This is a genomic window from Pseudomonas sp. S2_H10 (genome assembly GCF_054668285.1).
Map to the genome: position 1 here is coordinate 5354847 of NZ_CP162754.1, position 12144 is coordinate 5366990.

Annotated in this window: 12 protein-coding genes and 1 pseudogene; 6 read left to right on the forward strand and 7 right to left on the reverse strand. The window is 60.8% G+C overall.

Annotated features, from left to right (window positions below; all coding sequences use genetic code 11):
* Positions 1-250: 250 nt before the first annotated feature.
* Entirely contained in the window at positions 251-1087 is an 837-nt protein-coding gene (locus AB4O16_RS24130) for a CvfB family protein (protein ID WP_160389650.1), read from the forward strand.
* A gap of 197 nt (positions 1088-1284) precedes the next feature.
* Positions 1285-2217, forward strand: a complete 933-nt coding sequence (locus tag AB4O16_RS24135; protein WP_460156010.1) for a DMT family transporter — start codon at positions 1285-1287, stop codon at positions 2215-2217.
* Here AB4O16_RS24135 and AB4O16_RS24140 read toward each other — a convergent pair.
* A complete protein-coding gene (locus AB4O16_RS24140; protein ID WP_160389652.1) occupies positions 2162-3343 on the reverse strand; it encodes an MFS transporter in 1182 nt (393 codons plus the stop codon). The two genes, AB4O16_RS24135 and AB4O16_RS24140, sit on opposite strands and share 56 nt — an antisense overlap.
* 104 nt (positions 3344-3447) lie before the next feature.
* Here AB4O16_RS24140 and ptrR point away from each other — a divergent pair, with 104 nt between their 5' ends.
* Both ptrR and AB4O16_RS24150 read left to right on the forward strand, forming a co-directional pair.
* Positions 3448-4344 (forward strand): putrescine utilization regulator PtrR, encoded by an 897-nt coding sequence (gene ptrR / locus AB4O16_RS24145; protein ID WP_460156011.1) that lies wholly within the window; start codon positions 3448-3450, stop codon positions 4342-4344.
* 124 nt (positions 4345-4468) lie between these two features.
* Positions 4469-4597: a PA1414 family protein gene (locus AB4O16_RS24150; RefSeq protein ID WP_256678350.1), complete on the forward strand. Its 129-nt coding sequence runs from the start codon at positions 4469-4471 to the stop codon at positions 4595-4597.
* A gap of 86 nt (positions 4598-4683) precedes the next feature.
* On the opposite strand, the pseudogene AB4O16_RS24155 reads toward AB4O16_RS24150, so the two are convergent.
* The 6 genes and pseudogenes from AB4O16_RS24155 to speB form a co-directional block, all read right to left on the reverse strand.
* Positions 4684-4934, reverse strand: a pseudogene (locus AB4O16_RS24155) (acyl carrier protein).
* A 73-nt stretch (positions 4935-5007) separates the two neighbouring features.
* On the reverse strand, positions 5008-5733 hold the full coding sequence (locus AB4O16_RS24160) for an MBL fold metallo-hydrolase (protein ID WP_460156012.1): 726 nt from the start codon (positions 5731-5733) through the stop codon (positions 5008-5010).
* Positions 5734-5818: 85 nt separating this feature from the next.
* Positions 5819-7198, reverse strand: coding sequence for a sodium:solute symporter family protein (locus AB4O16_RS24165; protein WP_160389655.1), 1380 nt, complete (start codon positions 7196-7198; stop codon positions 5819-5821).
* Between the two features lie 84 nt (positions 7199-7282).
* The gene (locus AB4O16_RS24170) at positions 7283-8794 is read right to left on the reverse strand and encodes a purine-cytosine permease family protein (protein ID WP_460156013.1); all 1512 of its coding nucleotides are present in this window, start codon (positions 8792-8794) and stop codon (positions 7283-7285) included.
* Positions 8795-8849: 55 nt separating this feature from the next.
* Positions 8850-9272 (reverse strand): YybH family protein, encoded by a 423-nt coding sequence (locus AB4O16_RS24175; RefSeq protein ID WP_460156014.1) that lies wholly within the window; start codon positions 9270-9272, stop codon positions 8850-8852.
* A gap of 9 nt (positions 9273-9281) precedes the next feature.
* Positions 9282-10232: an agmatinase gene (speB, locus tag AB4O16_RS24180; protein ID WP_047532133.1), complete on the reverse strand. Its 951-nt coding sequence runs from the start codon at positions 10230-10232 to the stop codon at positions 9282-9284.
* Between the two features lie 326 nt (positions 10233-10558).
* Here speB and AB4O16_RS24185 point away from each other — a divergent pair, with 326 nt between their 5' ends.
* Both AB4O16_RS24185 and AB4O16_RS24190 read left to right on the forward strand, forming a co-directional pair.
* Positions 10559-11452: a LysR family transcriptional regulator gene (locus tag AB4O16_RS24185; RefSeq protein WP_460156015.1), complete on the forward strand. Its 894-nt coding sequence runs from the start codon at positions 10559-10561 to the stop codon at positions 11450-11452.
* A 5-nt stretch (positions 11453-11457) separates the two neighbouring features.
* Complete coding sequence (locus AB4O16_RS24190) at positions 11458-12054, forward strand: tRNA-uridine aminocarboxypropyltransferase (RefSeq protein ID WP_460156016.1); 597 nt, start codon at positions 11458-11460, stop codon at positions 12052-12054.
* Positions 12055-12144 lie beyond the last annotated feature (90 nt).

Below are 12144 nucleotides of genomic sequence, written 5' to 3' on the forward strand. Positions count from 1 at the left end.
AGCCGCGGCCAATATTCGAAATATGAGTCTAAGCCGCTGTTTTAACTAAAAACATTGCCTGGAAAAATACCGCGGCACGCTTGCCCCGGCATGGCGTAAATGCCCGGATCGGTCTGACGAGCGGCCAGGTGCGCGATGAAAACCCCGGAAAATTAAGGGCTCCGGAGGATTTTCTCGCGCCACCGGGCCGGGTGCCGAACGCCGCGCTTAAAACCGGGTAGAATGCCGCCACGCAATGAGGGTATTGGACATGGCTTTAGTCGGGCGTTACAACAGTTTACAAGTGGTTAAACACACTAACTTCGGTTTATATCTGGACGGTGGTGCGGATGGCGAAATCCTTTTGCCCAATCGTTATATTCCAAAAGATATTCCTAGCGAAGATGAAGACTGGCTCAACGTTTTTGTTTATCTGGACAGCGATGACAAACTCATCGCAACTACTGAAAAGCCGAAAGTTCAAGTCGGTGAATTCGCCAGTTTGAAAGTTGTTGAAGTCAACAGCATCGGCGTATTCCTGGACTGGGGGTTGCCCAAGGACCTGTTGCTGCCGTTCTCCGAAGAGAAACGTCAGATGACAGCGGGCGAGTATGTGGTGGTGCACGTCTACCTCGACAAGCACACCCGTCGCATCACCGCGACAGCGCGCCTGGACCGCTACCTGGACAAGACTCCGGCCAACTACAGCGCCGGCCAGGAAGTGGACTTGCTGGTGGCCGAAGCCACGGACATGGGCTTCAAGGCCATCATCAACAACAAGCATTGGGGCCTGATCCACAAGAACGAAATCTTCAAGTTCATGCGCGCCGGCAAAGAAGAAAAGGGCTTCATCAAGGAAGTTCGTGCCGACGGCAAGATCAGCCTGAGCCTGCAACCGGTCGGTCAGGAAGCGGCCACCAGCCTGAACTCGAAGATCCTCGCCAAGTTGCGTGAAAACAACGGCAGCCTGGCGGTCAGCGACAAGAGCGATCCGGCGTTGATCAGCAGCCTGTTTGGCGTCAGCAAGGGCAACTTCAAGAAGGCCATCGGTACGTTGTACAAGAATGGCCAGATTGTCATTCATGCCGATCGCATCGAACTCAGTTGATGCGCTGACAAGACAGAGGGCCAGGATGGCGCAAGCAGAGAAGTAGAGGTCTCTGGCAGGCGGCATTTTCTGGCTTTCTGGTTGATAATCGACAACATGATTTTTCGCCCCGGTGATTTCTTTTCAACGAGAAGGCCGGGGTTTTGCTTTTTTTACTGCCGAGTCTTTGCCATGGATTGTGTCTTCGAGGTGTTCCGGTGAGCGCCACCCGGCGTAGTACCGACGGGTTTGCCCTGCAGGTGATGGTCGGGCTGTGCCTGGTCTGGGGCGTTCAGCAGGTGATGATCAAGTGGGCGGCGGCCGATATCGCGCCCGTGATGCAGGCGGTCGGACGTTCGGGGATGTCGGCGTTGCTGGTCGGGCTGCTGATCTGCTGGAAGGGCGGCTGGAACCAGGTGGGTACCACCTGGCGCGGCGGTCTGCTGGCGGGTGCCTTGTTCGGCCTGGAGTTCTTCTTCATTTCCGAAGGCCTGCAACTGACCACGGCGGCGCACATGTCGGTGTTCCTCTACACCGCGCCGATCTTCACTGCGTTGGGGGTGCACTGGTTGCTGCCCAGTGAGCGTTTGCGGCCCCTGCAATGGCTGGGCATTGTCCTGGCCTTTATCGGGATTGCCATTGCGTTTGCCGGCGGGGTGTCCTGGGACAACCTTGATTACCGCATGTTGATGGGCGATGCCCTGGGCGTGCTGGCGGGTGCCGCCTGGGGCGCGACCACTGTGGTGGTACGCGCCTCTCGCCTGTCGGAAGCGCCGGTGACCCTGACGCTGTTCTATCAGTTGATTGTCGGTTTCTTCGGCTTGTTGTTGATCGCGCTGCTCAGCGGCCAGATCACCCATGTCAGCCTGACCCATGTGGCGGTCGCCAGTGTGCTGTTTCAGGGCGTGGTCGTGTCGTTCTTCAGTTACCTGATCTGGTTCTGGTTGCTGCGCCGTTACCTGGCAGCGAACCTCGCGGTGTTTTCGTTCATGACGCCGTTGTTCGGCGTCACGTTCGGCGTGGTGCTGCTGGGCGAGGAACTGAGCCTGAACTTCGTCATCGGTGCCGTGCTGGTATTGGCGGGCATCACCTTTGTCAGCGCTGAGCAGTGGCTGCGCCGTCGTTTGCGCAAAGCCCTCGGGCAGCACTGACCGGCGCCAGCAACAGACCGCCGGCGACCAGCAAGCCGCAGCCGGCGACCACCAGGGCCGGCTGCAAGCCGCCACTGAAATGACTGCTCAGCGCCGCCAGCAATGGACCGCTCAGCTGGCCCACGGCAAAGCAGGCTGTCAGCAGGCCGGCATTGCGCTGGGTGGCGTGGGGTGCCAGTTCCCGGGAACGTTGCATCACCAGTTGCATGCAGGCCAGGAACGGCGTGCCGCACAGGATCACTCCCAACGCCAGGCCCGGGCCGTTGCCCAGCAGGCAGGCGAACACACCCGCGGCTTGCAGCCATAGCGTCGCCGTCAGCCAGTGACCCGTGGCGCCGGGTTTTTGCCGACGCAGACTCACCAACACCACGCCGATTGCCGCCGCCAGGCCAAAGCACGGCCAGAACAGGTCGGCCTGCCACTGGCCATGGAACTGCGCGTTGGCCATTTGCGACAGAAAGGTCGCCGGAATGATGTAGCCCAATCCGTACAGGGCATAGATCCAGCCCAGACGCGCGATGCCTTGATTGCCCGACGCACCGGCGCTGGGCGCCGCAGTCGCGGTGACACTCGGTTGCGGCAGGAACGGCAGGATCACCAGCAGCATCGCCAGCCCTGCGGCGGCGTATATCAGCCACAAGGTGGCGGACGTCTGGCCCAGCAGATTCGAGCCCAGGGCCAGTAAACCGGTCAGAAAAATCCCCAGGCCCGGCCCGGCGAAGACCAGGGCGCCGAGCCGGGGACGACCGGCCGCCGCCGCGAGCGGCTGGCTCAGCGCGGTGATCATCACCAGCACCCAGGCGCTGGCCACGCCCGTGCCGAAGCGCAGCAACAAGTGCGACCAGAAACCATTGGCCCAGAATGACGCCAGGGTCAGCAGCACGCAGAGCCACAGGCCGCCCAGCAAGCGCCGGCGCACCTGCGCGGGCCGCCGGGAAAACATGGCGTCCACCGCACCGATGAAGTACCCGAGGTAGTTGGCGGCGGCAATCAGCCCGGCGGCGGTCAGGTCGATCTGACCTTCGCTGAGCAGGTGTGGCAGTTGCGGGGTCAGGGCAAAACGGCCGATGCCCATGGCCATCATCAGGGCAACGAAACTGGCGGATAAGCGGATCAGGGGAGACATGGTCTGGATTCCGTCTGGAGGATCAATGACCGTCAGGCTAGGACTGATTGACTTTCTTTTAAAATGAATAATAGTGAGTAACTTGTTCTTTTTTGGAGAATGTCGTGGAGTTCAGCCAATTGCGCATCTTCCAGGCGGTGGCAGAGGAGGGGTCCATCACCCGCGCCGCCGAACGGTTGCATCGGGTACCGTCGAACCTGTCGACCCGGCTCAAGCAACTGGAAGAGCAACTGGGTGTCGAACTGTTCCTGCGCGAACGTCAGCGCTTGCAGTTGTCGCCTGCAGGAAAAGTCCTGCTGGACTACACCGCCAAGCTGTTTGCCTTGCGCGACGAAGCCAGCGCGGCAGTGCAGGGTGGGCAACCGGCGGGCGATTTCGTGCTCGGCACCATGTACAGCACGGCGGCGATTCACCTGCCGGGGCTGTTGGCGCGCTATCACCGCATGTATCCGGCCGTGAACCTGCAAGTGCAATCCGCGCCTAGCGGTGAATTGCTCGAAGGCCTGCTCACGGGGCGTCTTGATGCGGCGTTGGTGGATGGCCCCATGGAACTGGCCGGGCTCGACGGTGTGCCCCTGTGCGACGAGCGCCTGGTGCTGATCAGCGAGGCCGATCACCCGCCCGTGCGCAGCGCGCTGGATGTGCAGGGGCGCGCGGTGTTTACCTTTCGCCAGGGCTGTTCCTACCGCATGCGCCTGGAAGCCTGGTTCGCTCATGACCATGCCGCCATGGGTCGGGCGATGGAAATCGAGTCTTATCCCGGGATGCTGGCCTGTGTGATTGCCGGTTCCGGTGTGGCGCTGATGTCGGAGTCGATGCTCGCCAGTTTGCCGGGCCGGGAGAGTGTGGCGGTGCATCCGCTGGCCGAGCCGTTCGCCAGCGCTACCACCTGGCTGATGTGGCGCAAGGGCATGGTCGGGGCCAACCTGAATGCCTGGATCGAGCAGCAACGGGTGGTTTTTCCGGAGGCAGGCGCAGGAAGCTGCCTGAACACAGCCTGATTGTGATGGATTCAGTAACAGATCATTGCTTCTTTGCGCGAGCATTGCGCAAGAGTTCGGACTATTATCAGTGCGAAGGGGCTACAGAATTTTGGCCGCTCGGCACTACCCTGAAGGGGGCACCATGAAAGAGAAAATTCAAAGCTGGCTGCATGACCTGGGCGTTGCTCTCGGTTTGATCGAGCCGCCTCTGCAACCCGTGCCAATTCGTACCGATGACGAACAGCGTCGACGTCAGCAGCGACGCCGGTAATGGCAAATAACATCTGACAGGTGAACGGTTTTTCGTGGCGAGGGAGCAAACTCCCTTGCCGCTTTGTGTACGTTTGATTCGCGGCCTCAATACCGCCCGATCTCCAACAAAAACCGGCTCAAATCATTCGCCGTCCTGGCGGTCTGAGCATCCGATCTTCCTCGGCGGTGAACGCCGTCACACCCAGCTCATCTTCCAGATGGAAGATCAGTTCTTCGATATCTTCCCTATCCAACCCCAACTGCGCCAGGCTGGCGTTGTCGTCGAAGTCATCCCGGCCTTCCAGCAGGCGGCTGATAAAGTGATGCACGGTGGCACGAATGGCAGCTTTTTTCATGAGCGTTTCTGGAGAAACCGGTCGTTTTTGTTCTCCTTGCCGTTGCAGATCCTGGAATTGAGTACAGCAGGCTTTAGCCGTGTGAGCGCTGCCATTCGTCAATCATGCTGCGCAAGTGCGCCCCGGAAAAGCTGCCGAAATGGCCGCCATGCACCGTGCGGATGGGCAGCGCATGCACGCGTTGCAGGCTGCGGGCGTAGTCATCGAGGTTGGAATGGTAAGCATCTTCGATCAGCGGGCCATCGTAGATGATATCGCCGCTGAACAAGGTCTCGGTGGCGGCTTCATACAGGCAGATGCCACCCGGCGAGTGTCCCGGTGTGTGCAACACCTGCAACACGCGATTGCCCAGGTCCAGCACATCGCCATCCTCGACAAACCCCGTGGCCGGTGCGGCCTTGACCCGATACTCGGCGTAGCACAGCGGACAATCCGGGTGCGCCTCGAACATGTCGTCGCCGACACAGGCCTTGCTCAGGTCATTGTCGCCGTCCGGTGCGGCAAGAATATCCGCCTCGGCCGGGTGCACCAGCCGTTCAGCGAATTCGTGATGACCGGCGATGTGATCGAAATGGCAGTGGCTGGCCACGGCTACCAGCGGCCGTTCGGTGATCCACGGCAGTTGCTCGCGCAGGCTGACCAGCCCGGACCCGCTGTCCAGCAGCAGATCTTTTTCGCGGCCTTGGATGTGCCAGAGGTTGCAGCGGTAAAAGGGCCGAATGTACGGCTCATGAATCAGGCGGATGCCGTCACTGAGCTGTTTGACTTCAAACCATTGGTCACGGCCGACAATCTTCATATCCACTTTCCTTCAGACGAAAAAAAACGGGTGTGGCAACCGACGCCACACCCGTCGAAGAAAGCATCAAGTCGTTATGTTCAGCTTAGGCGGCGCTGGCCACCGCTGCCGGGCGGCGGGACATCAGGCTCACCACCACGAAACTCACCAGGCTTACACCGAGGCTGAAGTAGATCGGCGAATTGGCATCCATTCCGTCCTTGAACATGAATACCAGGGCGGTAATAAAGCCCAGTGCCATGGCGGCGATTGCACCGGCCGTGGTGGCGCGTTTCCAGAAAATCGCACCCATCAGCGGGATCAGCATGCCGCCTACCAGCAGGTTATAGGCCAGGGTCAGCGCGCTGATGACGTCATTCACCACCAAGGCGATGCCCAGCACGACAATGCCGGTTAGCAGGGTGAACAAGCGGTTGATAGCAATGTTCGACTCTTTGCCACCGCGCAGCTTTGGCAGCAGGTCTTCGGTAAGGGTGGTGGAAGCAGCCAGCAGACCGGCGCTGGCGGTGGACATCATGGCCGCCAGGGCCGCAGCGATCACCAGGCCACGGATGCCGTCCGGCAGCGAGACTTTGACGATGGCAGCGAAGGCGTTGTTGACATTGTCCAGGTCCGGGATCAGCACGTGTGCAGCCATACCGATCAGTGCGCAAACCAGCCCGTAGATGATGCAGTAGATACCGGCCGTAGTACCGGCGTACTTCGCCACTTTTTCGCTCTTGGCGGTGAACACCCGTTGCCAGATGTCCTGACCGATCAGGATGCCGAAGAAGTAGATCATGAAGTAGGTGATGATGGTGTCCCAGCCAATGCTGGTGAAGTTGAAGCTGGCGGCCGGCAGTTGCGCGACCAGTTGATCCCAGCCACCCACACGGTACAGGCAGATCGGCAGCAGCAGGAACATCAGGCCGACGGTCTGGATACCGAACTGAACGATGTCGGTCAGGGTCAGCGACCACATACCGCCGATGGTCGAATAGATGACGACGATACCGCCGCCCACCAGTACCGAGATCCAGAACGGCAGGTCAAACAGAACTTGCAACACGGTGCCAATGGCCAGGATGGAAACCACGCCGATCATCAGGGCATAGGCCAGCATGATGGTCGCGCTGGCGGTACGGGCCATCGGGTTGTAGCGTTTTTCCAGCACCTGGGTGACGGTGAACACTTTCAGTTTCAGCAACGGTTTGGCCAGGAACAGGTTCAGCGCGATGATCCCGCAACCCAGTGCGGCGCAAAGCCAGAAACCGGAGATGCCGTGCACGTAGCCCAGACGAACGGTGCCCACTGTCGACGCGCCCCCCAGAACGGTGGCAGCCATGGTGCCCATGTACAGGGTCGGGCCGAGGTTACGACCGGCAACCAGGTAGTCCTCGTGGGTCTTGGCCTTGCGCATGCCGTAATAGCCGAGAAGCAGCATCGCGGCGGCGTAGATGAGTACGACGATTAAATCCAAAGCCATTGTGGCGTGTCTCCGATTGTCTTTTTTATGTGAGGCTGAAAATCAATCCCTGTGGGAGCAAGCACCCACAGGTAATGCGTTTAATCAGGCGACTTGACGCATCGCCGGTTTAACGAGCGGGTCCGTGCTCTTGCTGCGTGAATCGTTCGGGCCGAATACTGCGCTCGCTTCCGGGAACATCTTGAGCAACATCAGGTACACCGCCGAAGCCAGGCCCAGGGTTACCGGCAGGCTGATGTCGATCCCACCGGCCATTTCGCCCAGTGGACCGACAAACTGACCCGGCAGGTTGACGAAGCACAGGCCGACGGCCGCGCTCGGGATCCAGGCACCCATGCCGCGCCAGTTCCAGCCGTGGGTGAACCAGTAGCGGCCACCTTTCTCGCCACGGGTGAACACTTGCAGGTCATCCGGGCAGTAGAAGCCGCGACGCACCAGCAGGCCGATGATCATGATCACCATCCACGGCGTGGTGCAGGTGATGATCAGTACGGCGAAGGTCGACACGCTCTGCACCAGGTTGGCCGCGAAGCGACCGATGAAGATGAAGGCAATCGACATCACGCCGATCAGCAGCGTGGCCCTGACCCGTGACAGAACGCGTGGGAACACGCTGGACATGTCCAGGCCGGTGCCATAGAGCGAGGTGGTGCCGGTGGACATGCCACCGATCACGGCGATCAGGCACACCGGCAGGAAGAACCAGCTCGGCGATACGGCCAGCAGGCCGCCGACATAGTTGTTGGCGGCGATGTAGTCCGGAGCCTTGACCGCGACGATGGTGGCGGTGACGAGGCCGAACAGGAACGGAATCAGAGTGGCCAGTTGCGCGGCAATCACCGCCACCATGATGCGGCCCTTGGGCGTATCACGCGGGATGTAGCGCGACCAGTCACCGAGGAACGCACCGAAGGAGATCGGGTTGCTCATGGCGACCAGTGCCGCACCGATGAACGCCGCCCAGAAACCGGCCTGGCCCATGGCTACGGTGCCGGCATACTGGCTGTCGAACGCCGGTGCGAAAGCAAAGACGCCCAGCAGGAACAACAGGCTCGCCGCCCATACCGCGATGCGGTTGACCCACAGCATGAAGCGGAAACCGTAGATGCAGACCGTCAGTACCAGCAGGGCGAACAGACCGTAGGCCAGGCCCAGGGTCAGATCGGTTTCCGGCAGGTCGATCAGGCGCTTGGCACCGCCCACCAGCGCATCGCCCGAACTCCAGACGGAGAGCGAGAAGAACGCGATTGCGGTCAACAGCGACAGGAAAGAACCGACGATACGCCCGTGGACGCCGAAGTGCGCGCCGGACGATACCGCGTTGTTGGTGCCGTTGATGGGGCCGAACAGGCCCATCGGCGCCAGGATCAGCGAGCCGAGTACCACGCCCAGCACAATCGCCCAGACGCCAGCCTGGAATGACAGGCCGAACAGTACCGGGAAGCTGCCGAGCACGGCGGTGGCAAAGGTGTTGGCGCCGCCGAAGATCAAGCGAAACAGATCGCTGGGCTTGGCGTCACGCTCGTTGTCCGGGATCTGTTCGACCCCGTTTGTTTCGATGCTGCTAAGGCTTTTTTCGTTGTTTTTGTTATTCATGATCTGCTCCGATCATAAAGGCGCGCTCATCGTGCGTGAGCGTCACCTGTGTTGGCTAAGGGGTTGGCAGCCCTTCCGGCATCGCGGACAAATGTTCGTGGCAGGCCAGCCATAGGCCTTGTTGTTCTTGGCCAGACGCTTGTTTCTTGAAAACAATCGTCTCGCGCTCCTGGCTAAAGTGCTGCTCCCCTTGCATGCGCAGCTCGGTGGCTACGTCATGGATGAAAATCGCCACGTCACCCTGCAGGCTGACGAAAGCGTTGCTCGAGGTGCACGAAAGCACCTCGAAGCCATCCTCGGCGCGCCAGCTGTCCCACATCGCCTGATAGGCTTCGCGCGACAGCAGGGGCTGTTCGAGGGTGTAGAAGACGAAGCTGGCATCGGCGCTGAACGCGCCGAAGTAGGCTTCGCGATCGTTACGGGCAAAAGCGGACACCAGGTCGGCGGCGGCTTTCAGAACCTGATCGCGTTCATTCATGACCAATCCTCAGCGGTGGACTACGCCAGGCAGTACGCAGAGCATTTCGTACAGCAGGTTGGCGGCCAGCAGCGAGGTGTTACCGGTGGTGTCGTAAGCGGGCGAGACTTCTACCAGATCGCAACCGACGAGGTCGAGGCCTTGGCAGCCACGAACGATCTCGATCGCCTGGATGGTTGTCAGGCCGCCGATTTCCGGGGTGCCGGTACCCGGTGCCCAGGCCGGATCGATGCCGTCGATGTCGAAGCTCAGGTAGACAGGACCGCCGCCGACTTTCTCGCGGACTTCAGCCATCAACGGCGCCAGCGATTTGTGCCAGCACTCTTCGGCCTGAACCACACGGAAGCCCTGGTTGCGGCTCCAGTTGAAGTCATCGGCGGTGTAGCCCTGGGCACGCAGACCGATCTGCACGACGCGGTCCGGGTCCAGAAGGCCTTCTTCAACGGCGCGACGGAAAGTGGTGCCGTGGGCGATTTTCTCGCCGAACATGTGATCGTTCACATCGGCGTGGGCGTCGATGTGCACCAGGCCGACCTTGCCGTGCTTCTTGTGGATGGCACGCAGGATCGGCAGGGTGATGGTGTGGTCGCCGCCCAGGGTCAGGGGGATCACATCGTGTTCGAGGATGTTGTCGTAGGATTCTTCGATGATCCGCACGGCATCCAGCAGGTTGAAGGTGTTGATCGCGATGTCGCCGATGTCGGCAACCGACAGCGAGTCGAACGGCGCAGCACCGGTGGCCATGTTGTACGGGCGGATCATGACCGACTCGGCGCGGATTTCGCGAGGCCCGAAGCGGGTGCCGGGGCGCAGCGAGGTACCGATGTCCAGCGGCACGCCTACGAAGGCAGCGTCCAGGCCGGCAGCGGTATTCAAGTGGGGGAGTCGCATCATGGTGGCGATGCCGCCGAAGCGCGGCATTTCGTTGCCGCCCAGTGGTTGGTGAAGAATCTTGTCCACGGGTAGGGCCTCATCGTCGTTGTTTTATTTATTGGGTTGCACCGTTCACGGAAGGGACGGGCACCGTTGTGGGCCGATTCTGCGAAATGTAGTGGCCGGGAAGAATCGCTACGGGCAAATACTTAGTTCAGATTTTTCTAAACTAATGGCGGAGGCCGGGATAGACTTCTCGGCTTGAGCGATGCGTTGGTCGAACTTACCCTTCGCCAGCAAGCCGGCTCCTACAGGTCGGTGTCGTCCGTAGGAGCCGGCTTGCTGGCGATCGATTGCGCAGCAATCGCCCTACAGACAAAGCGGACTCAACTGACACTTTGTACGGAGCCCCCATGGCCAACGCTTTACCCGACCTGAAACTATTGCGCATCTTCGTCAGCGTGGTGCGCCATCAGGGTTTCGCCAACGCCCAGCAAGAGCTCAATCTCTCGACGTCGGCCGTCAGTACCTACATGAGCCAGCTCGAAGCGGCCCTCGGCCTGGTGCTCTGCCATCGCGGCCGCGGCGGTTTCAGCCTGACCAGCAAGGGCGAGCTGTTCCATCAGGAAACCCTGCGTCTGTTGGGCGAACTCGAAGGCTTCGAGCAGTACGCCGCAGCCCTCAAGGGCGAGTTGCGCGGTACCTTGAACCTCGGGGTGATCGACTCCACGGTCAGCGACAAGGCCCTGCCGTTTGCCGAAGCCATCGGCGCCTACAGCCAGGAACACCCGGCCGTGCACTTGCACCTGTCGGTGATGAGCCCTTACGAATTGCAGCTCGGCGTGCAGGACAACCGTCTCGACCTGGCCATCGGCGCGTTTTCCACGCGCATGAGCGGCCTGGTGTACATGCCGCTGTACCGTGAACAACACTGGTTGTATTGCAGCACGCGGCATCCGCTGTTCAATGAGCGGCGCATTCCCGAGCAGGTCATCACCCAGCAGCGCATGGTCGGTCGTGGTTACTGGAGCCAGGCCGAACTGGCGCGACACGGCTTCAAGCACAGCGCCGCGACGGTGGAAAGCATGGAGGCCCAGTTGATTCTGGTGCTGTCCGGCGCCTACATCGGCTACCTGCCGGAGCACTACGCCCAGGCCTGGGCCGACAAGGGTGATTTGCGGGTGTTGCTGCCGGCGACCTTTGGTTATCAGGCGCCGTTCTCGATGATCGTGCGTCGGGGGCGTAGCCGCGAACCGCTGATCCAGACTTTCCGTGATCTGCTCAAAGCACAACTGAATCAGGCGTAAAGACGATGTCCAGAATTCAATGTCCGCGTTGTCTGCGCCCGCAAACTCATTGCCTGTGCCCGTTGATCCCGAGCTTGGACAGCCGCACCCGGGTGTTGCTGTTGCAGCATTCGAGCGAAGTGAACCATGCGCTGAATACGGCGCGGTTGGCGGCGTTGGGCCTGAACAACGCCGAGTTGATCGTGGGGGAAGTGTTCGAGGATTTGCCGACGCTGTTGAGCCGGCCGGGGTATCAGGCGCGCCTGTTGTTCCCCGGCGAGGAGGCGCAGCCGATGCAGGCGTGTGCCACGACAGACGAACCGTTGCTGCTGGTCGTCCCGGACGGCACCTGGCGCAAGGCGCGCAAGATGCTGCACCTCAATCCGCTGCTGGCGGCGTTGCCGAGGGTGACGCTGGCTGAAGGCGGCGTGTCTCGCTATCGGCTGCGCAAGGCGCCGGGGCCGGGGGCGTTGTCGACGGTGGAAGCGATTGTGCAGGCGCTTGAGACCCTTGAGGCACCGACTTCGTTTGCGCCGTTGCTGAAGCCGTTCGAGGCGTTGATCGAGGGGCAGATTGCGGCGATGGGGGAGGAGGTTTATCAGCGTAATCATTCTGAAAAATGATCGGTGGTCTTGCTGGCCTCATCGCGAGCAAGCTCGCTCCCACAGTGTCCGTTGTGTACACAAAGCCTGCGAACGCCACTGAACCTGTGG

Bases quoted from the DNA above. Each gene is read 5' to 3' on its own strand.
- AB4O16_RS24160 (WP_460156012.1), bottom strand. From the start codon at position 5,733: ATGAAGATTGTCGGCCGTGACCAATGGTTTGAAGTCAAACAGCTCAGT.
- AB4O16_RS24150 (WP_256678350.1), top strand. From the start codon at position 4,469: ATGAAAGAGAAAATTCAAAGCTGGCTGCATGACCTGGGCGTTGCTCTC.
- AB4O16_RS24130 (WP_160389650.1), top strand. From the start codon at position 251: ATGGCTTTAGTCGGGCGTTACAACAGTTTACAAGTGGTTAAACACACT.
- AB4O16_RS24140 (WP_160389652.1), bottom strand. From the start codon at position 3,343: ATGTCTCCCCTGATCCGCTTATCCGCCAGTTTCGTTGCCCTGATGATG.
- AB4O16_RS24190 (WP_460156016.1), top strand. From the start codon at position 11,458: ATGTCCAGAATTCAATGTCCGCGTTGTCTGCGCCCGCAAACTCATTGC.
- AB4O16_RS24185 (WP_460156015.1), top strand. From the start codon at position 10,559: ATGGCCAACGCTTTACCCGACCTGAAACTATTGCGCATCTTCGTCAGC.
- AB4O16_RS24170 (WP_460156013.1), bottom strand. From the start codon at position 8,794: ATGAATAACAAAAACAACGAAAAAAGCCTTAGCAGCATCGAAACAAAC.
- AB4O16_RS24165 (WP_160389655.1), bottom strand. From the start codon at position 7,198: ATGGCTTTGGATTTAATCGTCGTACTCATCTACGCCGCCGCGATGCTG.
- AB4O16_RS24175 (WP_460156014.1), bottom strand. From the start codon at position 9,272: ATGAATGAACGCGATCAGGTTCTGAAAGCCGCCGCCGACCTGGTGTCC.